21 protein-coding genes and 1 other annotated feature are annotated in these 19,717 nt (G+C 35.7%); of the genes, 1 reads left to right on the top strand and 20 read right to left on the bottom strand.

Going from position 1 to position 19,717, the window contains the following annotated elements; genetic code table 11:
- Positions 1-56 precede the first annotated feature (56 nt).
- The 4 genes from RZ78_RS03325 to parE all read right to left on the bottom strand — a co-directional run bounded on the left by RZ78_RS03325 (position 57) and on the right by parE (position 6,553).
- The gene (locus RZ78_RS03325; protein WP_054608120.1) at positions 57-983 is read right to left on the bottom strand and encodes a manganese-dependent inorganic pyrophosphatase; all 927 of its coding nucleotides are present in this window, start codon (positions 981-983) and stop codon (positions 57-59) included.
- Positions 984-1,004: 21 nt separating this feature from the next.
- The gene (locus tag RZ78_RS03320; RefSeq protein ID WP_054608119.1) at positions 1,005-1,973 is read right to left on the bottom strand and encodes a LysR family transcriptional regulator; all 969 of its coding nucleotides are present in this window, start codon (positions 1,971-1,973) and stop codon (positions 1,005-1,007) included.
- Between the two features lie 128 nt (positions 1,974-2,101).
- Entirely contained in the window at positions 2,102-4,570 is a 2,469-nt protein-coding gene (gene parC, locus RZ78_RS03315) for a DNA topoisomerase IV subunit A (protein WP_424580132.1), read from the bottom strand.
- Positions 4,571-4,582: 12 nt separating this feature from the next.
- The gene (gene parE / locus RZ78_RS03310) at positions 4,583-6,553 is read right to left on the bottom strand and encodes a DNA topoisomerase IV subunit B (protein ID WP_053791719.1); all 1,971 of its coding nucleotides are present in this window, start codon (positions 6,551-6,553) and stop codon (positions 4,583-4,585) included.
- A 152-nt stretch (positions 6,554-6,705) separates the two neighbouring features.
- Between parE and plsY the strand changes: the two genes are divergently transcribed.
- Positions 6,706-7,317 carry a glycerol-3-phosphate 1-O-acyltransferase PlsY gene (gene plsY, locus RZ78_RS03305; RefSeq protein WP_054608118.1) on the top strand — a complete coding sequence of 204 codons (612 nt, stop codon included), beginning with the start codon at positions 6,706-6,708 and terminating at the stop codon, positions 7,315-7,317.
- A gap of 43 nt (positions 7,318-7,360) precedes the next feature.
- Here plsY and RZ78_RS03300 read toward each other — a convergent pair whose 3' ends face one another.
- The 16 genes from RZ78_RS03300 to thrS all read right to left on the bottom strand — a co-directional run bounded on the left by RZ78_RS03300 (position 7,361) and on the right by thrS (position 19,618).
- The gene (locus RZ78_RS03300; RefSeq protein WP_054608117.1) at positions 7,361-8,917 is read right to left on the bottom strand and encodes a HAMP domain-containing sensor histidine kinase; all 1,557 of its coding nucleotides are present in this window, start codon (positions 8,915-8,917) and stop codon (positions 7,361-7,363) included.
- On the bottom strand, positions 8,914-9,600 hold the full coding sequence (locus RZ78_RS03295; RefSeq protein ID WP_034531176.1) for a response regulator transcription factor: 687 nt from the start codon (positions 9,598-9,600) through the stop codon (positions 8,914-8,916). Before RZ78_RS03295 ends, RZ78_RS03300 begins: the two co-directional genes overlap by 4 nt.
- A 263-nt stretch (positions 9,601-9,863) precedes the next feature.
- A complete protein-coding gene (gene rpmF, locus RZ78_RS03290; protein ID WP_034531177.1) occupies positions 9,864-10,043 on the bottom strand; it encodes a 50S ribosomal protein L32 in 180 nt (59 codons plus the stop codon).
- Positions 10,044-10,099: 56 nt separating this feature from the next.
- Positions 10,100-10,654: a DUF177 domain-containing protein gene (locus RZ78_RS03285; protein WP_034533630.1), complete on the bottom strand. Its 555-nt coding sequence runs from the start codon at positions 10,652-10,654 to the stop codon at positions 10,100-10,102.
- A gap of 87 nt (positions 10,655-10,741) precedes the next feature.
- Positions 10,742-11,863 carry a nucleotidyltransferase gene (locus RZ78_RS03280; RefSeq protein ID WP_054608116.1) on the bottom strand — a complete coding sequence of 374 codons (1,122 nt, stop codon included), beginning with the start codon at positions 11,861-11,863 and terminating at the stop codon, positions 10,742-10,744.
- A gap of 4 nt (positions 11,864-11,867) precedes the next feature.
- Positions 11,868-12,602: a class I SAM-dependent DNA methyltransferase gene (locus RZ78_RS03275; protein ID WP_054608115.1), complete on the bottom strand. Its 735-nt coding sequence runs from the start codon at positions 12,600-12,602 to the stop codon at positions 11,868-11,870.
- Positions 12,603-12,606: 4 nt separating this feature from the next.
- Positions 12,607-12,963: a ribosome silencing factor gene (gene rsfS / locus RZ78_RS03270; RefSeq protein WP_034531185.1), complete on the bottom strand. Its 357-nt coding sequence runs from the start codon at positions 12,961-12,963 to the stop codon at positions 12,607-12,609.
- A gap of 14 nt (positions 12,964-12,977) precedes the next feature.
- Entirely contained in the window at positions 12,978-13,589 is a 612-nt protein-coding gene (gene yqeK / locus RZ78_RS03265; RefSeq protein ID WP_054608114.1) for a bis(5'-nucleosyl)-tetraphosphatase (symmetrical) YqeK, read from the bottom strand.
- Entirely contained in the window at positions 13,582-14,199 is a 618-nt protein-coding gene (locus RZ78_RS03260) for a nicotinate-nucleotide adenylyltransferase (RefSeq protein WP_034531188.1), read from the bottom strand. Before RZ78_RS03260 ends, yqeK begins: the two co-directional genes overlap by 8 nt.
- A 14-nt stretch (positions 14,200-14,213) precedes the next feature.
- On the bottom strand, positions 14,214-14,525 hold the full coding sequence (yhbY, locus tag RZ78_RS03255; RefSeq protein ID WP_034533636.1) for a ribosome assembly RNA-binding protein YhbY: 312 nt from the start codon (positions 14,523-14,525) through the stop codon (positions 14,214-14,216).
- 16 nt (positions 14,526-14,541) lie between these two features.
- Positions 14,542-15,675, bottom strand: coding sequence for a ribosome biogenesis GTPase YqeH (gene yqeH / locus RZ78_RS03250; protein ID WP_034533638.1), 1,134 nt, complete (start codon positions 15,673-15,675; stop codon positions 14,542-14,544).
- Positions 15,662-16,198, bottom strand: a complete 537-nt coding sequence (locus RZ78_RS03245) for a YqeG family HAD IIIA-type phosphatase (protein ID WP_034531194.1) — start codon at positions 16,196-16,198, stop codon at positions 15,662-15,664. Before RZ78_RS03245 ends, yqeH begins: the two co-directional genes overlap by 14 nt.
- Positions 16,199-16,309: 111 nt before the next feature.
- Positions 16,310-16,666, bottom strand: coding sequence for a 50S ribosomal protein L20 (gene rplT, locus RZ78_RS03240; RefSeq protein ID WP_034531196.1), 357 nt, complete (start codon positions 16,664-16,666; stop codon positions 16,310-16,312).
- A 41-nt stretch (positions 16,667-16,707) separates the two neighbouring features.
- The gene (gene rpmI, locus RZ78_RS03235) at positions 16,708-16,896 is read right to left on the bottom strand and encodes a 50S ribosomal protein L35 (RefSeq protein ID WP_034531197.1); all 189 of its coding nucleotides are present in this window, start codon (positions 16,894-16,896) and stop codon (positions 16,708-16,710) included.
- 47 nt (positions 16,897-16,943) lie between these two features.
- The gene (gene infC / locus RZ78_RS03230) at positions 16,944-17,453 is read right to left on the bottom strand and encodes a translation initiation factor IF-3 (protein WP_034533640.1); all 510 of its coding nucleotides are present in this window, start codon (positions 17,451-17,453) and stop codon (positions 16,944-16,946) included.
- Positions 17,454-17,489: 36 nt separating this feature from the next.
- Positions 17,490-17,630 (bottom strand) — a sequence feature (ribosomal protein L20 leader region).
- A 44-nt stretch (positions 17,631-17,674) separates the two neighbouring features.
- The gene (gene thrS, locus RZ78_RS03225; RefSeq protein WP_034533642.1) at positions 17,675-19,618 is read right to left on the bottom strand and encodes a threonine--tRNA ligase; all 1,944 of its coding nucleotides are present in this window, start codon (positions 19,616-19,618) and stop codon (positions 17,675-17,677) included.
- Positions 19,619-19,717: the final 99 nt, after the last annotated feature.

Raw genomic sequence — 19,717 nt, 5'->3', positions numbered from 1 at the left:
TATATATAAAGAAAGAACACACCCATTAGGATGTGTCCTTTCAATACGTCCTAGTATTAGTCTAAAACATCAGTTAATTGAGGAACAACTTGTTTCTTTCTTGATACTACACCAGGAAGTGCAATTGTATCTTCTGAAACTTTTTGGTTAAATGCTTTTTCTACAGCATCCTTTGGTTCACCATAAACGATAGCTTCAGAGTTACTGTCTAATACGTTAGTAGCAATTACTAAGAATAAGTCGTAGCCTTCTGCTTTGGCTTCTTCTTCCATTGCCTTTAATAAGTCTTCTTTACGTTTTAATACGTCATTTAAATCAACAGTGTTGATTTGGTCAATACGTACTGCTTTGCCACCCATAGTGAATGACTTAGCGTCACCGTCGATTAGGTCCTTGTCAGATCTAGCATCAACGTTAGTACCAGCTTTTAGCATCTTGATACCGTATTCTTCAGCATCAACCTTAGCAATCTTAGCTAATTCAGCAACGGCCTTTTTATCAACATCAGTAGTTGTTGGTGATTTTAGTAATAAAGTATCTGAAATGATTGCTGAAAGCATTAGACCAGCTAATTTTTCAGGAATTTCAATATTTTTTTCGTTGAACATTTCAAATAATACAGTACTTACACAACCAACTGGTTCAGCACGGTAGAATACAGGCTTTTCAGTGTTGAAATCTGCAATTCTGTGGTGATCAACTACGTGAGTAACTGTTAATTTATCAATATCTGAAACACTTTGTTGAGGTTCATTATGATCTACTAGCATAACTGAGTCTACTTCTGATGAAGCTTCAGTAATAACACGAGGTGCTTCTTGACCGAAGTAATCTAAAACAAATTTAGTTTCTTCGTTTGGAGTACCTAGAGCAACGGCTTCAACGTCGTATCCTAGTTTATTTTGTAAATATGCATATTCGATAGCTGCACAAATTGCATCAGTATCTGGACTTTGGTGTCCGAAAACTAATTCTTTAGCCATAATAAAACTTCCTTCGTATTTTTAGTAGTTGTCCTTTAATCTTGATAGGTAGTCTTCTTCATCTAAGAAGGCATCGAATTCGTCTAGGAATGAACCAACACGAGGAATCATCTTCTTGTTAGTTCTGTAAACGAATGCTAAATCAAAATTGATATTTGGATTTAAACGGGCAACCCATGTATTATTATCTTCCAATGTTTTGACATCTTTGTCAATCATAAATGAACTTGGAAGAGCAGTATTTAATCCAGTATTAACAGCAAAACGTAAAATTTGGTCAGGAGTTGAGAAGCAAGCGCCACTCTTAGGATTATCTAGAAGTTGATCTTTGTATTCAGTCTTTAGGATTGAATCTAAGAAGTAATCTTCTGGGTAAGTAACCCAAGGACGATCCAATGTGTCCTTGAACTTAATCTTATCCTTACCAGCTAATTTTTCGTTGTGATGAATGTACATTAAGTCATCGCTCATAATTTTTTGAGCTTCGTATGGCTTCCAGTTCTTAATTGATGAATCTGGTAAGTACATAATTGCTAAATCAATACGGTTGTTTTCCAAACTTTCCCAAATTTCCTTACGAGTTAACATTCTTAGGTTAACCTTTAGTTCAGGATTCTTCTTGTAAAGTTGAGCAATGAACTTTTCAAAAACTTTAACTTGAATTGATGATAGAACACCAATGTTAATGTCACCAGTTGATGCACTGTTAGATTGTTCAATTTCATCAGCAGTTTGGTTTAGAATTTCATAAATATCTTTAGTTGACTTAAGCATAATGTTACCGGCAGATGATAACTTTAGCTTTTTACCAATTGAGTAAAACAATGGAGCGCCAACTGTCTTTTCTAGTTTTTTAATTTGTTGAGTTAATGCAGGTTGCGTAATTCCCAAAATTTGCGCAGCCTGGGTGTAATTCATAGTTTCTGCTAATTGCAAAAAGTATGAAAGTGTCTTAGACGAGAAAATATTTTCTTGCTTAGTTTTTTTCATGCTTATACCCCTATATCATTTATTACATATTATTATCTATTAATAGTTCATTAAAATATAATAACCTATTCATCATAAAATAACAATATATTTTATAATAATAATAATAAATTTCTATTGGAGTTATATTACTTAATATTTGCCACTACTTCAGGATGTAATACAGCCATGCTGGTTGGTGTACCTTCAGCATCGACATCCATCACAGCAGAACCGTTTGATTGACGATCATTTACTGGATGGTCACCTGGCATAATATCATGGACACGGCGTCTATTAGTAAATACTCTAATTGGGTTAAAGCTATCAGTTGCCTTTTCTAGTTTTACAAAGTCAACCAATTCATGTGGGTTCTTCTTCAATGATTTTAGAACTTGAACCCCTCTTCTTGCACGACTAGCAAGAGGTACTTCATCTACCTTCATGTTCTTGTAGAATCCGCGTTGGGTAATCATCCCTATCTTATCGTCTTGTTCTACTAGTTGCACATCAACAACTTGTTCTTCATCCCTAATGTCCATTGAACGAACACCAGTAGATCTTGCACCAGAGTATGATACTTCATCTAATTCAAAACAAGTAGCTAGTCCAACGTTAGATGCAATAAAGACATTTGGATTAGCATTTGCATCTGCTAGGTAATCAACATTAACTACATTTGCACTATCATCTTTTAGTTTTTCAAATACAGCAGGTCTTGAACGGTAATTTCTACCAGGAGTTAACTTATCAAACTCAGTTTGTTTGATGTATCCGTCACTAGTAGAGATTACAAACTTACCAGTTTCTTTCAATGTCTTAAATGACATAACCTTCATGATTTCTTCGTCATCGGCTAGACCGATAGTTTGAGAAATATGTTCACCGGTTTCTTTCCAACGAGCATCTGTAATTTCATGAACTGGACGATAGATAAGATTACCTTTATTAGTAAACATGAATAAGTGTTGTAGTGTAGTCATTTGTTCTAAGAAGATTGGATAATCGTCTTCCTTTAGACCATTTTCTTCAACTTCTGAAGCTTTGTATGAACGAACACTACTACGTTTTAGATATCCATCATGACTGACTAGTACAACAACGTCTTCTTCTGGCACAGTGATAGTTTTACTAATCTTAAGTTCTTCAACTTCTGCTTCAATCTTAGTAAGACGATCGTTACCATAAGCCTTCTTAATGTCTTTGAACTCTTCGGTTAATACCTTATTTAGTTCGTTCTTGTCATTTAAGATGGTGTTGTATTCTAGAATGTCTGCACTTAACTTATCTTTTTCGGCTTGTAGTTCGACTACATCAGTATTAGTTAAACGATATAGTTGTAACTTAACAATCGCATCTGCTTGTTTTTCAGAGAAGTCGAATTCAGAGATTAAGTTATTACATGCATCTTTTCTGTTATCACTTGCACGAATGGTCTTAATAACTTTGTCTAAAATTGATAAGGCCTTAATTAAACCATCTACAATGTGTTGTCTTGCCATTGCTTTGTCTAAGTCGTACTTAGTACGTTTAGCAACAATCAAGCGTTGGTAATCTAGGTATGATTCTAGAATTTCCTTTAATGATAGACGTTCTGGTCTCATCTTATTAATTGCAACGACGTTAAAGTGATAGTTGATTTGTAGATCAGTGTTCTTAAATAGGTAGTTAAGAATACCAGTTGCATCAACATCACGTTTTAATTCAATTGCAATTGATAGACCGTTTCTATCACTTTCATCCCTAACTTCAGCAATTCCATCAATCTTCTTGTTAATTCTGATTTCATCGATTTGCTTAACTAGTTGTAGCTTATTAACTTCGTATGGTAATTCACTTACACGAATAAGTGTCTTGTTACCACGTAATTCTTCAACATCTGTCTTAGAACGGATGATAATCTTACCGCGTCCAGTTTCATATGCTTTCTTAATACCGTCTAGGCCTTGTACGATTCCACCAGTTGGAAAGTCTGGTCCCTTAATGAATTGCATTAAGTCGTCTAAGGTAGCGTCTGAATGCTTTTGTAGGTAAATCAAAGCATCTAATACTTCAGATAGATTGTGAGGAGGAATTTCGGTTGCATAACCTGATGAAATCCCGGTTGCACCATTAACTAATAGATTAGGGAAACGAGATGGTAATACTGTTGGTTCATTTTCGGTGTCATCAAAGTTAGGCACCCAGTCAACAGTATCCTTATCAATATCTCTTAGCATTTCAGAAGCAATCTTACTTAGACGTGCTTCTGTATAACGCATAGCCGCAGCTGGATCTCCATCCATTGAACCATTGTTACCGTGCATTTCGATTAATGGTTCTCTGATTTTCCATTCTTGACTCATACGTACTAATGCTTCATAGATTGAACTATCACCATGGGGATGGAAGTTACCCATAACATTACCAACGGACTTAGCTGACTTTCTAAATCCCTTATCATAAGTATTTCCGTCTTTATTCATGGCGTATAGAATACGACGTTGCACCGGTTTTAATCCGTCACGAACGTCTGGTAACGCTCTTTCTTGAATAATTGACTTAGAGTATCTACTAAATCTTTCACTCATGATTTGTTCAAGCGTTAGTTTTTCAATAACTGAATGATTAACCACTATAGTTCCTCCTATCTACTCGTTTTCTGTTTCTTTGGTGGTATCTAAGATGCTGCCGTCTTCTTCAAGTGTGAATTTAACGTTTTCTTCAATCCATTCACGTCTTGGTTCAACCTTGTCACCCATTAATGTAGTAACACGTTTTTCGGCTAATGCAGCATCGTCGATTTGAACTTGAATTAATGTTCTGTTTTCAGGATCCATAGTAGTTTCCCATAATTGATCAGCATTCATTTCACCTAGACCCTTAAATCTTTGAAGAGCTGGGTGTTGACCAAATTCTTTTAACTTGTCAGTCAATTCGTCATTGGTCCATGCGTAATCAACATGATTCTTCTTACCTGCCTTTTGTTGAATCTTGTATAGCGGTGGTAGTGCAATGTAGACACGACCTTGTTCAACCATCGGGCGCATGTATTTGTAGAAGAATGTTAAAAGTAGAATTTGAATATGAGCACCATCATCATCGGCATCGGTCATAATGATAACCTTGTCGTAGTTGGCATCAGAAATGTTAAATTCTGGGCCTACTCCGGCACCGATTGTGTAAATCATGGTACTAATTTCTTCATTTTTGAGAATATCGTCTAACTTAGCTCTTTCGGTATTTAAAACCTTACCTCTAAGTGGCAAGATAGCTTGATGTTTTCTGTCACGGCCTTGCTTAGCAGAACCTCCGGCAGAGTCCCCTTCGACTAGGAACAATTCATTTTTAGAAACATCCTTAGATTGAGCTGGTGTTAGCTTACCTGACAGTAAACGTTCCTTCTTGTGTTTCTTCTTACCATTTCTACTTTCATCTCTGGCCTTACGCGCAGCTTCTCTGGCCTTACGGGCACGAAGGGACTTATGAACCAATTCATGGGCGAATTCACCGTTTTCCATTAGGTAGTAACCTAATTGTTCGGAAACGATGTTGTCGACGATAGAACGCACTTCTGGGCTTCCTAGCTTTTCCTTGGTTTGTCCTTCGAATTGAAGCATTTCTTCAGGCACCTTAATAGAGATGATTGCTGATAGTCCTTCACGAACATCGCTACCATCTAGGTTCTTTTCTTTATCTTTAAGTAACTTTACCCTTCTAGCAAAGTCATTGAATGATTTAGTCCAGGCACTTCTAAATCCTGATTCATGCGTACCACCATCTTTGGTACGAACATTATTAACGAATGATAATGTGTTTTCTGTATAACCATCGTTGTATTGAGCAGCAACTTCTACTTCAACACCATCTTTTGATCCGTCAAAGTACATAATGTTACCTAATGTGTGTTTGTCTTCGTTTAAGTATTGAACGAATTCCTTGATTCCATCTTTGAAGTAGAATTCATCGCTTCGTTCTTGTCCTTCACGTTCGTCAGTCAAAGTAATTTTAATTCCGTTTAACAAGAAGGCAGATTCTCTTAAACGTTGTTTTAGTATTTCATAGTTATAAATTGTGGTAGTAAAGATTGCTGAATCTGGTTTAAATGTTACAGTTGTTCCACTGTGTTCACTTGTCTTACCAATTTTTTTCAAAGTTCCAATTGGTTGACCACCATTTTCAAAATCTTCTTCATATTTGTAGCCATCTCTTACGATTGTCACGCTTAAGTGAGTTGAAAGTGCATTAACAACACTTGATCCAACCCCGTGTAGTCCCCCTGAAGTCTTGTATCCACCATTTTCGGTGAACTTACCACCGGCATGTAGCACGGTTAAGATAACTTCGGGAGTTGGCTTACCTGATGAATGCATTCCCACTGGCATCCCACGTCCGTGGTCCACCACAGTTATACTATTATCGTTATGGATAGTAACGTCAATTTCGTCACCATATCCTGCTAATGCTTCATCGACTGCATTATCTACAATTTCGTATACCAAATGATGAAGACCCTTGCTATCAGTAGAACCGATATACATACCAGGGCGCTTTCTAACTGCCTCCAGACCCTTTAGGACCTGGATGGAGTCATCATTATAATTTTCTGACTTCTTAGCCATCGTAACGCACTCCCTTTCATACAATATAATATATTACCTTATTTAAAACGCTTTTAAAAGGGAATATTAAACGTCCTATATAGAGAAGATGTTGTCATAATGCTTAAAAATGGTAAAATTAATAGATAGTTAATTTTTGGGAGGAACCATTTTTGAAAATCACAATTTTATTAATTGTCGCCTACCTGTTAGGGGCAATTCCTAATGGAATCTGGATTGGTAAGGTCTTTTTCAATAAAGATATTACCAAGTTAGGTTCTGGAAATATGGGAACCACCAATACATTTAGAGAACTTGGTAAGACTGCCGGTGCTGTTGTTATGGTATTAGATATTTTAAAAGGTACCATTGCAACATTGCTACCAACATTCTTCCATATCTCTAACGTATCACCAATCGTATTTGGTTTATTCGCTGTATTGGGACATACATTATCAATCTTTGCTAAGTTTAAGGGTGGTAAAGCCGTTGCTACTAGTGCCGGAATGTTACTAGCAATTCATCCAATCTTATTCTTATGTGCTTTTATCTTTGAACTTTCATTTACTTACCTAACTAGTATGGTTAGTGTAGCAAGTATGATTTCATTTCCATTAATCACAATCTTGATTTTATTGGATCATGATTACGTACTTGGCGTTATTGGTATTATTCTAACAATCTTTATTTTCATTAAGCACAGAAGTAACATTCAACGTATTAAAGAAGGTAACGAAAACTTAGTTCCATTTGGTTTGGTATACAAACATCAAAACAATAAATAAACACAAAAAAGCACTGCTTAATTGCAGTGCTTTTTTATTGCGCTTATTGCTTAGTATTCTTATCTAGTTGTTTCAAATGTTCAATCTTATCCTTTGAAAGGATTGGGAATGAAATTGTAAAGATTGATCCATATCCCGATGAACTTTCAACATTGATCTTACCGTTATAGGCCTCTACCAAACGTTTGGCGATTGATAGTCCTAAACCATTACCACCTTGGTTGCGGCTTCTAGCCTTATCAACACGATAGAATCTGTTAAAGATTTTATCAATGCTTTCTTGGCTTAATCCTTCACCAAAATCTTGAACCGCAATATCGACATAACGATACTTACGAGAAAGTGAAATATGAATTTCCTTTCTTTGTTTAGAATACTTAACAGCATTGTCTAACAAGATAATCAAGATTTGTTCCAAGTGATTACGGTAAATTTGAATGATTGTTTCTTCCCCAATATCATCATCTAAGATGAACTTGTAATCAGGGTGAATCATTTGGAAATCATTGTATTGTTGATGAACAACATCTTGAACATCCGTTGTCTTGTTTCCATAGTTGATTTCAACTTGTTCAGCACGAGAAAGATCTAACATTTCTTGAACTAAACTCTTCATACGATTAATTTCGTAGATTGAAGATTTAATTGATTCATCTAGGACTTCAGGGTCATCCTTTCCCCAACGAGAAAGCATGTCTAAGTGTCCCTGAATTACAGCGACCGGAGTTCTTAATTCATGGGAAACATCTTCAACGAATTGCTGTTGTTGATCAATGTATCTTTGCATTGTATCAATCATATCATTGAATAAGTCCCCTAAGTCAGTCAACTCATCGTTTTGAGTCAACTTAGGCACACGACTGTCCGTTTCAGGAGATTCTTTAACACTGTGAATGGTGTTAGAGATAATCTTGATTGGACGAAGCATGTATGATGATAGAAAGTACGACAATGCAGCAGAGAAGAAGATACCAATAATTAAAATTACAAATAAAATTCCGGCTAATTTGTTAATGTACAAATTGTAGTCAGACATTGAATCAACTACTCTTAGATAACCAATTAATTCATGCGTCTTGGCAGAATAGATTGGTGAATCTAAAACTAAGATTGTCTTACCTGAGTTCTTGGTAATAACCGTTTTACGGCTATCTACCGGTTTGAAATTGTAAATCTTTTTTGGCGACTTCTTCGATGAGAAGATTTGGTCTGAATTCTTATTGTATACACTAACCACGATATCCTTACTAAATAAGTTAGTATAAATAGAATCAGAATAAACGTCTGTCGACATTCCATTATTAGGGTTGCCGTCCCTAAAACCACTGTTTGGATTTAAAGCAGAACTAACTGTCTTTTCATCCAATGATCGATTAATCGTTCTTAATCGATTTGATATCGTTACATCCGATTCAATAGTACGTGAGTTCTCCTGGTGTAATAAGACATCAGAAAAACGGTTGTAAATCAAAAAAGAAAAAATTGATAGAATTACAAAAATTATAATTGCTGATCCAATTGACCATTTCCATTTAAGAGAAAACCATCTTCGATTGCTGCTTACTGTCTTTGAAACTTTATCATCATGGTTGGAAATCATGATCTCATCACGTAACCGGTTCCTCTAACAGTTTGGATGTAGCTCTTTTGATCAGGTCTATCAATTTTGTTTCTTAGGTAACGGATGTAAACATCAACAACGTTTGTTTCAGCACTTGAATCGTATCCCCAAACCTTAGTTAAAAGAACGTCTCTAGCTAATACAACGTTTACGTTTTCCATTAAAGTAAGTAGTAATTCGTATTCACGCTTAGTTAAGTCGATAATATCGTCTCCACGTTTTACGATTCTACTTTCTTTTTCGACAGTAATGTCCTTAAAGTAAACAACCTTTTGATCTTCAGCGTTTTCGTCACCTTCGATATCAATACGACGAAGTAATGCTCTAACACGAGCTAATAATTCTTCGATAGCAAATGGCTTAACGATGTAGTCATCTGCACCATGATCGAATCCTGAAACTCTATCAATAACAGAATCTCTTGCTGTCATCATAATGATTGGAGTTGTCTTCTTTTCACGAAGTCTTCTAGCAACTTCCATACCATTAAGCTTTGGTAACATAAGATCTAAAAGAATAACATCATAGTCGTTGTTTAGTGCTTCTTCTAGTCCTTCGCGACCGTCTAAGGCTACTTGAGTTTCGTAACCTTCATGCTTCAACTCTAACTCTACAAATCTAGCTAAGCTTTTTTCATCTTCAATTATCAAAATACGGCTCATTAAATTACACCTCTCCATTTATTTTAGAAAATCTTAACTTACTTTGTACATTTTATCACGTTTTTTCTCATAATAGAAGAGCTTAATCCGAATATTATTATTAAAATCTTAAATTTTTTCACCAATTTACTATTTTAAATTAGAAAACGAACCATTCTCTCGATTTAAGTTTAATATAAATGTTTAAATAAATAAAATAATTATACTTACATAACAAAAAAAGCTACCAGGACCCATGGTGTTCTGGTAGCTTTTTTATTTAATTAGTTGTTTTCATTAACAACTTGTTTTCCATCATAGTATCCACAACTAGGACATACCATGTGAGGTTTACGTAATTCACCACAGTTTGGGCAAGCACTCAAACCTGGGTTAGCCAACTTAATGTGACCACGACGCATACCCTTCTTAGCTTTTGAAGTTCTTCTTGCTGGTACAGCCAATGCAAAAACCCCCTTTATATTAAAATATCCACTAGTGAAAAATTTTTAAGTCTTGCTTAATTATCACTATCGTCAAAGAAGTTCTTTAACTTAGCAAGACGTGGATCTACTTTTTTATCATTTGCCTCTTTTTCGGCTAAATCATCTTCGGAAATAACTTCCCAGTCATTTCCTTCTGGCATTTTACCAGTTTCGATTTCCTCAGGAGACAAAATGTGCATTGGAATTTGTAGGATGATGTTGTCGGCAACTGATTTATCAAAATCAATTTCGCCTTCGTCATCTACTAGGAAAGCAATTTCACCTTCATCTTCACGTTCTTTCAAGCGCAAATTAGTTTCAACATAAACTTCGTTAATTGAGAAATCCAATGGTAACTCAACCGGAGTTAATGATCTTGATGAAGGAACCACAATCTTACCTGTTACACGAGCAGTCACAATTGCATCACCGTTTTCAGAGAAAACGTTAGCAGCAACGTGAATATCGTCATCAGCAGAAATAACATATTTGCTATATCTACTCATAATATCATCAGATAAGTTCATATCTTCTGATACTGAAAGTGGCTTGTTTTTGTATTCGGATAGTTCCTTTAAGAACCATTTCATGTCTATTCCTCCTAATGCAACAGCGTTAATTATACATATTAAGAAGTTAGTTTGTCAAGGTCATATCCTTGATACCCGGCCTAAAAATTAATAAATTAATGGAATTTTTCCTGCATCTTGAGGAATATGATTTATATTTTCATAAATCCTACCAGATACTACATCAAAATTTAATTCTGATTCAGATAGTTCCTTATTAATCTTAGTAATTACAGGTAGTTCTACTTGCTTCTTAATGTCATTCAAATACGCTCTACCGCTTTTATTAAAGCCTAATACTCTGACATACTCTTGACTCAAATCATCGCTTTTACGCCAATTTAAGAGCGTATAAACGAATAAACGTTGAAGTCTTGCGTATGTGTAGCGTTTAGATTTAACCAAGTGTAGAAACTCATCAAAAGAATGTGATTCATAGATATACTTCTTTAGTCTATATTCTAATCCCTCAGTCATTTGATAGATATGATTTAATTCATCAATACTTGATGTTTCAATCTTATATTTTAATAATGGCCAGAAATCTTCCCAATCAACATGATTCTTTAAAGCTTCGATATCAATGCTATCGGGAAGATATTGGACCAATTCCTTACCATTATTTAAGATAGCAGCTCTTATTGCAGAAGCACTAGCAATTACCCCATCATTATTTAAATCACAATCATGATGGTTAGCACCGTTTCTCTTAATCGGAACTAGCTTCATTCGGTGATTATTTTTTTGGTTAGCAATTGCATAGTTTAACGCCAATACATCATTTGGTGCACTGACATCTTCTCCAGTCGCATTAGTTAATGCATCCCTGATTAACTCAGCATAGCTTTTGGTGTAATCATGATCTATTTTAGTTTCCTTTAAATCAACATTAGCCAGCTCATTAAAGTTAATGTTTGGATGTTCACTACCAAATGATAGCCACTCACACTTAAGACTAGCTAAAATGTTCACTGCGTGCCTAGCAAATATATCAGCAGGCTGCACGGCACATTGCACTGGTAACTCAATTACCATATCAGCACCATTTTTCAATGCCATTTGTGCCCTAGACCATTTATCTAATATAGCAGGTTGGCCTCTTTGTACCCAATTTCCTGACATAATTACGATGACTGCGTCAGCATTGGTTGCTTGTCTTGCCTGCTCAATTTGGTACTTATGCCCATTATGAAACGGGTTATATTCAGCAATTATACCAACAGCTTTCATCGAATCATCCCTTCTTACATACAAAGAACCATCTAGTTGTAGTATCAGTGATTTCGTCTTTACCAAAGTTAGCACTAACCTTGATATCTTTGAATCCTGCATTCTTTAATAAATCAATGTAAATATCAACTTTATAAGTTCTTTCCAAATGAATTTCACTAAATTGATCATATGCATTGATTGACTCGTTGTACTTAAAAAATACTAAGTCATGTTCTACTGAGTGATCTTCATCACCTAAGTATGATTGCCACATGAAAGCATTGCTATCATCATGGTAATTATACATGTATCCCGGATATACGACATCTGTTTGATATGGCGTAATTACATCAAATAAGAATTGTCCCTCATCATTTAGATGTTCATGTACCTTTTCAAAAGCAGTCTGTAGTACGTTTTGATCTGGCAAGTAACATAATGAATCATCAAAACAGGTAATCACATCAAAGTTAGGAATTCCTTCCATTTCAGTCATGTCACCTTGAATTAATGGCATATCTGGTTTAATATCTCTTAAATGTTCTTCTGCTAGTGTAAGCATGTCTTCAGATAAGTCCATACCACAAACATTATAGTTTTGAGCGGCAAGCAGCGCTAATAAGCGTCCGGTTCCACAAGCCATGTCCATAATTGAATCATTCTTTGATACATTTGCTTTTATAAAAGAAAGCCATTGATCATACATAGTTTCATCAAATAATTCATCATAGAATTTTGCGAATTCTTGATAAATCATTTGACTAGTCCTTAACCCATTCTGAAACGTCTACTGAATCAGCATCTGACCATAGTTTTTCTAGGTTGTAGTATTCTCTTTCATCTTCTTGGAATACGTGCACAATAACGTCACCTAAGTCCAATAAAATCCATTTAGCAGTGTCTTTACCTTCTACTTCTTTAACACTGATACCAGCTTCTTCAGCTTGGTCAGCAACTTCATCAGCAATAGACTTAACTTGTCTGTTTGATGCTGCATCCATGATTACGAAGTAGTCAGCCATTAAACTAACTTCGTGGACGTTTAAAGCAACGATGTTGTGAGCTCTCTTACTGTCCGCTGCTTTAACAATTACTTCTAATTTTTCTTTACTATTCATTTGAAATCTCCTCGTTATTTGATGTTTGATCCATTTACCCATTCGTTATAGGTATCAATGGTCTTTGGATAAACGGGTTTATTGGCACTAATTAAATATTGTAGAGTGTGCTTAGTTTGATATGCCACCCCGTCAGCTAGATTATTAAATGTAATCTCACGTGCTTCTTCTACACCTGGGAAGTCGCGTCCCATTTCGATATAGTCGGCCATGTATACAATTTGTTCTAGCTTTGACATGTACTTTGCACCGGTGGTGTGATGCTTAATGGAATTCAAGATATCGATATCAGTAACACCTAATTCGTTTTGAACCATTAAGTAACCAACTTCACCATGCCAAATTGCATTACCATATTGCAACAATAAGTCATCCAAACGATATTTCTTAATTAGTTGGATGAAATCGTCATCAGGTCTTTGCTTAGCATAATCGTGGCAAAGTCCTGCAACACTTGCTTTTTCAACATCTACATTATTTTTCTTTGCTAGTTCAATCGCCATTTGTTCAACACGTAAAACGTGTTCAAATCTTGATTGGGTTAAAGCATTGTTTAGTTTTTCGATTAGTTCTTCTCTGGATAAAGGGATGTACTTATTTGTATATGTTAATTCAACATTATTCATAAAGATGATGCTCCTTTATATATTTTAAAACTGCATCTGGAACCAAGTATCGAATTGATTGATGGTTAGATACCAGTTTACGAATTAAGGTTGAAGATATGTCCAGCTTGGCGACATCTACCCATATCACTGGATAGTTAGTCGACATTGGATAATTTTCCCTTCTAACACCTACAAAATGAGTTAGTTTAAATAAATCATCAACACGATACCATTTAGGTAGGTATTCAACCATGTCACCACCAATAATAAAGTAGTATTCATAGTCGGGATGTCTTCTCTTTAATTCTACCATAGTGTTGTAAGTGTAACTTTTACCACGATTGATGATTTCTAGCATTTCAATATCAAACTTATCATTATCGTTGATTGCTAGATTAACCATATTGACGCGGTCATCAGCATCAATTGCATCTTTATGATCAACGTGAGGTGGGATGAAATCAGGCATGAAGTATACCTTTTCTAGTCCTAATTGACTCCTTACTTGATCCGCAATAAATAGATGACCATTATGAATCGGATTAAAGGTTCCACCAATAATCCCGATTTTTTTGCGCTTGTTTAAAGATTTTAACTTAGGTAAAGTTTGCACCTTTTCACTATGCATTGATAAGAACTCCTCTAAATATTTCTAACTTCTACAGAGTAAATTTGGAACTTTTCCTTACTTGCAGGTAAGAATAATAGTAATGTCTTTCCAATTGTTTGAACAACATTGATGTCACTGTTTGCTTCAATGTATTCTTGAACATCACTAACTTCTAAATCAGAATTTTGTTGAATGTTAACCTTGATTAGTTCACGTCTGTGTAAAGCATCCAATACTTGTTCTAACCAAGTTTCGTTTAAACCATTCTTTCCAACAGAGAATAAAGGTTTCATTCTGTTAGCTTGTGATCTTAAATATCTTTTTTGTTTTCCGCGTAATTTCAATTTTGTACCTCGCTTTTTATATCATTGCTCTTCTAACTAATACGTCTACACCCTTAGGTGCCCATCCAGCTACAACTACACCAGCTGGAACGGTAATCCATCCAAGTCCTTCGAATACTAAATCGCTCTTTTGATCGGTCTTGAATTCGAAACGAACCAATTCTGGAAAATCATCAATTGATTCACTACTTGGTGGAGTTAATAATTCACCAAAATGCTTGTCGTAGAAGCTGTCAGCATTTGCTAACTTAGTACGGTGAATTAGTAAGTTGTTTTCAACATAAACAGTAAAACCATGCTTCTTGTCACCTTGAACGTAATCAAAACGGGCAACACCACCAAAGAATAGTGTTTGTTCTGGGTTCAATTGATAAACTTTTGGCTTGATTGGCTTTTGTGGTTGAACAATCTTTAGATCCTTACCGTTTAGGTAATGTGCCATTTGTTCTTTATGAATGATACCTGGTGTATCTACTAATTCATGTCCATCTTCCAAATCAATTGAGATTCTATCTAATGTAGTTCCAGGGAATCTTGAAGTAGTGATTAGTTCCTTAATTCCAGTGTTTTGTCTAATGATTTGGTTAATCAATGTTGACTTACCAACGTTAGTAACACCTACAACATAGACGTCACGATCATTTCTGTACTTATCGATGTTCTTCAATAAATCATCAACTGATTCATTAGTTTTAGCAGAAACTAGTTCAACATCAATTGGACGAATTCCGGCTTCATTAGCACGTTGTCTAATCCAATCCTTTAGTTTAGAACGTTTTAGTGAGTTGGGTAGCAAGTCAGACTTGTTACCAACCAACATGATTGGGTTATCACCTACGAAACGGTGTAATCCAGGAATCAAGCTTCCGTTAAAGTCAAAGACATCAACCAAGTATACGATAAGCGCATTAGCATCTCTAATTTGGTTTAATAGTTTCAAGAAATCATCATCAGTTAAGCTAACTGGTGAAATTTCATTATAGTGACGTAATCTAAAACAACGTTGGCAGTAGATTTCGCCACTTTCTTTTCCCTTTTCAAGAGCAGAGTTAGGAGTGTATCCTAGTTCATCAGGATTTGTGGTTTGAATTAACGCACCACAACCAATACATCTAATTTCTTCATCTTGTAATTGATTAATTTCTGTCATTTATATCCTCCTGCCAGTCTAAATCATCATATTTGTTTCTTAATTTTTTCCATATTAATTTTTCTAAGAAGCGATTAGGCTTAGTATTCCAAGCATCGGATTCAATTAATGGCTTAACTAACACACTTCTAACGTTTGCATTGTTTGAAGCCCAAACATCAGTTAATAATTGATCTCCACACATAATTACTTCTTTGTGGTGTAAATGGTAATCTCTCAAAGCCTTATTAATACCTCTAGGTAATGGCTTTAAGGAGCGTGAGATGAAGTTTAATTTCAAACTTCTTAACGCTCTTTGAACTCGGCTATGTTTATTATTTGAAATAACAATTAATTCAATATTGTTTTTCTTGAGCTCAGATATCCATTCTCTTAATTGAGGAGTTCCATCAGGATTATTCCAAGGAATCAAGGTATTATCTAGATCACTAAAAACGGCCTTAATCCCCATGTCTTTTAGTTTTGATGGTGAAATATTATATACGACTGGAATCATCCATGTTGGTTTAAACTTAGAAATCATTTTAATTCTCCTCAATAATATTATGTATTATATGAGCACCAAAATTAGCGGTGCCCATAATAAGAAAAAAACTCCCACCTACTTACCTTAAGTGGTGAAAGTTTTTATAGATTATTTAATAGCTTTCTTTGCAGTTTCTGCTAATGAAGCAAATGCTTTTTCATCGTTAACTGCTAAGTCAGCTAGCATCTTACGGTTCATTTCAATGTTTGAAAGTTTCAAACCGTGCATTAACTTGCTGTAGCTTAAGCCGTTCATACGAGCAGCAGCATTGATACGAGCAATCCATAATCTTCTGAAGTTTCCTTTGTTTGCTCGACGATCACGGAATGCGTATTCACGTGACTTCATAACTTGATCTTTAGCAGTCTTGAATAGACTGTGCTTACCTTCACGGTAACCTTTAGCTTCTTTTAAAACACGCTTACGACGTGCATGAGTAACTGTTCCACCCTTAACTCTTGGCATATTTAAATCCTCCTAAATTATGTCTTACTTAAAAGTATTAATTAAAACATCTTTGTGTATTTGCTTGCTAATGTATCGTTTACCATGCTTGTACCACGTAGGTTACGACGTTGTTTCTTTGTCTTACCGTGGAAACGGTGACTTGTGAATGCGTTAGCACTCTTTAAACCACCCTTAGCAGTTTTCTTGAAACGCTTTGCAATTGCACGATTTGATTTAGTCTTTGGCATTGAAAAAATCCTCCCTTAATTTAACTTAAGTATTATAAAAATACTATCTAATTTTTATCGCTTGACTTAGGTGCGAGCATTAGGAACATACTTCTTCCATCCATTTTTGCTCGTTGAGTAACGCTAGCAACATCTGATGTAGAATCTGCCATTCTGTTTAAAACATCACGACCAATTTCCTTATGTGTGATGGCACGTCCCTTAAAGCGAATTGAAACTCGAACTTTTTCACCTTTTGCGATGAATGTCTTAGCTCTCTTCAACTTAGTATTAAAATCATTAGTATCAATAGTTGGACTTAATCTAATTTCCTTAACACTAACTACCTTTTGCTTCTTACGAGATAGACGAGCTTTCTTTTGTTGTTCGAAACGGTATTTTCCGTAATCAATAACTTTAGCAACCATTGGCTTAGCCTTTGGAGCAACAACTACTAGATCTAATCCAGCAGCTTCAGCAATTTGCATTGCTTCGTCCTTTGACTTAATACCTAATTGATCACCATCAGCACCAATTAAACGAACTTCGCGAGCTCGAATTCCATCATTAACCATCATATCGTTTGCTATGGTAATTCACCTCCAAGTATATTAAAAAGCAGAAAAAAGCGGATGCCCACAATTGAGCACCCGCTTTTGGTCCTTTGAACATTAAATCAAAGGTTAATCCGATATCATGCCTAGCCATCTCTTTCGATCACTCAGGCGAGAAGCGGGATGCTTCTGCTTTTTCGTTACTTATATAATACCACATGAGTGGTACATGTCAATAACATTTATTATTTTTCTCTTGAATAGTTACTAATATCTTCTTGAATTTCTTTGATGAAGTCATCAAGACTTAGACTTTCACTATCTTGTTCACCGTACTTACGTACAGAAACTTGGTTTGAGTTCATTTCACTTTCACCAACAACGATTGTGTATGGAATCTTGTTAGTTTGAGCATCACGAATTAAGTAACCCATCTTTTCGTTTCTGTCATCAACACTTGTACGGATACCTAATGCAGCTAACTTACTGTTAACTTCCTTAGCGTAGTCACCGTATTTTTCCATACTTACTGGAATAACTTTAACTTGCTTTGGAGCTAACCAAGTTGGGAAAGCACCCTTGTACACTTCGATTAGGTAAGCAATAAATCTTTCCATAGTTGAAACTAAACCACGATGCATCATAACTGGACGGTGTTCTTCACCATCTTCACCAACGTAGTGTAGATCAAATCTTTCAGGTAGCATGAAGTCTAATTGAATAGTTGATAGAGTTTCTTCATTACCCATTGCAGTGTAAGTTTGAACATCAAGCTTAGGACCGTAGAATGCTGCTTCACCTTCGGCTTCAACGTAATCTAAGCCAAGGTCGTCCATGGCACCCTTAAGCATTGATTGTGACTTGCTCCACATTTCTTCATCATCAAAGTACTTTTCAGTGTTCTTAGGATCTCTGTAACTTAATCTGAAGTGGTAGTTCTTAATATCGAAGTCTTTGTATACTTCAACCATTAAACCAAGAACCTTCTTAAATTCATCTTGGATTTGGTCTAGTCTTAAGAATGTGTGACCATCATTTAGAGTCATTTCACGAACACGTTGTAGACCTGATAAAGCACCTGATTTTTCGTATCTGTGCATCATACCAAGTTCAGCAATTCTCATTGGTAGTTCACGGTATGAGCGAATGTGGTGCTTGAAGATTTGGATGTGACTAGGACAGTTCATAGGACGTAGTTCTAGTTCTTCACCATCACCCATGTCCATTGGTGGGAACATGTCTTCACGGTAGTGTTGCCAGTGACCAGATGTCTTGTATGCATCTAGGTTCATTAGAACTGGTGTAATAACGTGTTGGTAACCGTTAGCTAATTCCTTATCAATGATGTATCTTTCAACAACACGACGGATAGTAGCACCATTTGGCATCCAGTAAGCTAAACCAGCACCAACCTTAGGGTCAACGAAGAATAAGTCTAACTTGTTTCCGATAACTCTGTGGTCTCTTTCCTTAGCTTCTTGTCTTCTCTTTAGATCTTCTTCTAAATCAGCTTTCTTATAGAATGCTGTAGCGAAGATTCTTTGTAGCATTGGGTTTGATGATTTACCTTCCCAGTATGCACCGGCAACTGAAAGTAACTTGTATTCCTTAACAGCCTTAGCTTCTGGTAATACAACACCTTCACCTAAACCTAGGTAGTCACCGATTTGGTAGAAGACAACTTGACCATCTTCAGCTAGTTCGTTAACTAGCTTAGCTTGGTATGGATCTCCATCAACTTGCTTTAAAGCATCTTCTAGAGATAATACTTTTCTTTCGATTTTTACATTGTCTGAAACCATTTTGTTAATACGTTCTTCTACTTGTGGTAGTTCATCGGCACTAACTTGTGAATCACGTTTGTCAGTATCAACGAAGAAACCATCTTCGTCAGAAGTACTTTCACCAAATTGGATGTTATTAAATTGGTCAGCAAGGGCAGCTTTTAATAATTGTGAAGCTGTTTGGCGTAGAACCTTTAGACCATCTTCTGTATCTTTTGTAACGATTTCAATCTTGCCACCTTTTTCAAGTGGTAAATCAATTTCAACCATTTTTCCGTCAATCTTACCAGCTACTGATTTCTTAGCTAAACTAATTGAGATTGATTTAGCGATATCTTCAGTAGTTACTCCCTGATCGAATTCTTTTACGCTACCGTCAGGAAATTCAAATGAAATCTTTGCCATAATAGAGCACTCCCTTGTGTAATTTTCGAATAGAAACAAAAAAGCCCCTAGCATCTAAATAAATAGACACTAGGGACGTTATAAACGTGGTTCCACCCG

Origin of the sequence: Apilactobacillus kunkeei, assembly GCF_001308195.1 — a bacterium.
Lineage (GTDB): Bacteria > Bacillota > Bacilli > Lactobacillales > Lactobacillaceae > Apilactobacillus > Apilactobacillus kunkeei_C.
The sequence above is the reverse complement of the archived record's forward strand: the minus strand, read 5'-3'. Positions and strand labels throughout refer to the sequence as shown.

What these genes read in the sequence shown, in the direction of transcription:
- RZ78_RS03325 (WP_054608120.1), bottom strand. Translation starts at nt 983, where the DNA reads ATGGCTAAAGAATTAGTTTTCGGACACCAAAGTCCAGATACTGATGCA.
- RZ78_RS03275 (WP_054608115.1), bottom strand. Translation starts at nt 12,602, where the DNA reads ATGATTTATCAAGAATTCGCAAAATTCTATGATGAATTATTTGATGAA.
- RZ78_RS03295 (WP_034531176.1), bottom strand. Translation starts at nt 9,600, where the DNA reads ATGAGCCGTATTTTGATAATTGAAGATGAAAAAAGCTTAGCTAGATTT.
- RZ78_RS03320 (WP_054608119.1), bottom strand. Translation starts at nt 1,973, where the DNA reads ATGAAAAAAACTAAGCAAGAAAATATTTTCTCGTCTAAGACACTTTCA.
- RZ78_RS03280 (WP_054608116.1), bottom strand. Translation starts at nt 11,863, where the DNA reads ATGAAAGCTGTTGGTATAATTGCTGAATATAACCCGTTTCATAATGGG.
- rsfS (WP_034531185.1), bottom strand. Translation starts at nt 12,963, where the DNA reads ATGAATAGTAAAGAAAAATTAGAAGTAATTGTTAAAGCAGCGGACAGT.
- parE (WP_053791719.1), bottom strand. Translation starts at nt 6,553, where the DNA reads ATGGCTAAGAAGTCAGAAAATTATAATGATGACTCCATCCAGGTCCTA.
- infC (WP_034533640.1), bottom strand. Translation starts at nt 17,453, where the DNA reads ATGATGGTTAATGATGGAATTCGAGCTCGCGAAGTTCGTTTAATTGGT.
- RZ78_RS03245 (WP_034531194.1), bottom strand. Translation starts at nt 16,198, where the DNA reads ATGATTTCTAAGTTTAAACCAACATGGATGATTCCAGTCGTATATAAT.
- thrS (WP_034533642.1), bottom strand. Translation starts at nt 19,618, where the DNA reads ATGGCAAAGATTTCATTTGAATTTCCTGACGGTAGCGTAAAAGAATTC.
- yqeH (WP_034533638.1), bottom strand. Translation starts at nt 15,675, where the DNA reads ATGACAGAAATTAATCAATTACAAGATGAAGAAATTAGATGTATTGGT.
- RZ78_RS03260 (WP_034531188.1), bottom strand. Translation starts at nt 14,199, where the DNA reads ATGCATAGTGAAAAGGTGCAAACTTTACCTAAGTTAAAATCTTTAAAC.
- rpmI (WP_034531197.1), bottom strand. Translation starts at nt 16,896, where the DNA reads ATGCCAAAGACTAAATCAAATCGTGCAATTGCAAAGCGTTTCAAGAAA.
- yqeK (WP_054608114.1), bottom strand. Translation starts at nt 13,589, where the DNA reads ATGAATAATGTTGAATTAACATATACAAATAAGTACATCCCTTTATCC.
- rplT (WP_034531196.1), bottom strand. Translation starts at nt 16,666, where the DNA reads ATGCCAAGAGTTAAGGGTGGAACAGTTACTCATGCACGTCGTAAGCGT.
- RZ78_RS03285 (WP_034533630.1), bottom strand. Translation starts at nt 10,654, where the DNA reads ATGAAATGGTTCTTAAAGGAACTATCCGAATACAAAAACAAGCCACTT.
- RZ78_RS03300 (WP_054608117.1), bottom strand. Translation starts at nt 8,917, where the DNA reads ATGATTTCCAACCATGATGATAAAGTTTCAAAGACAGTAAGCAGCAAT.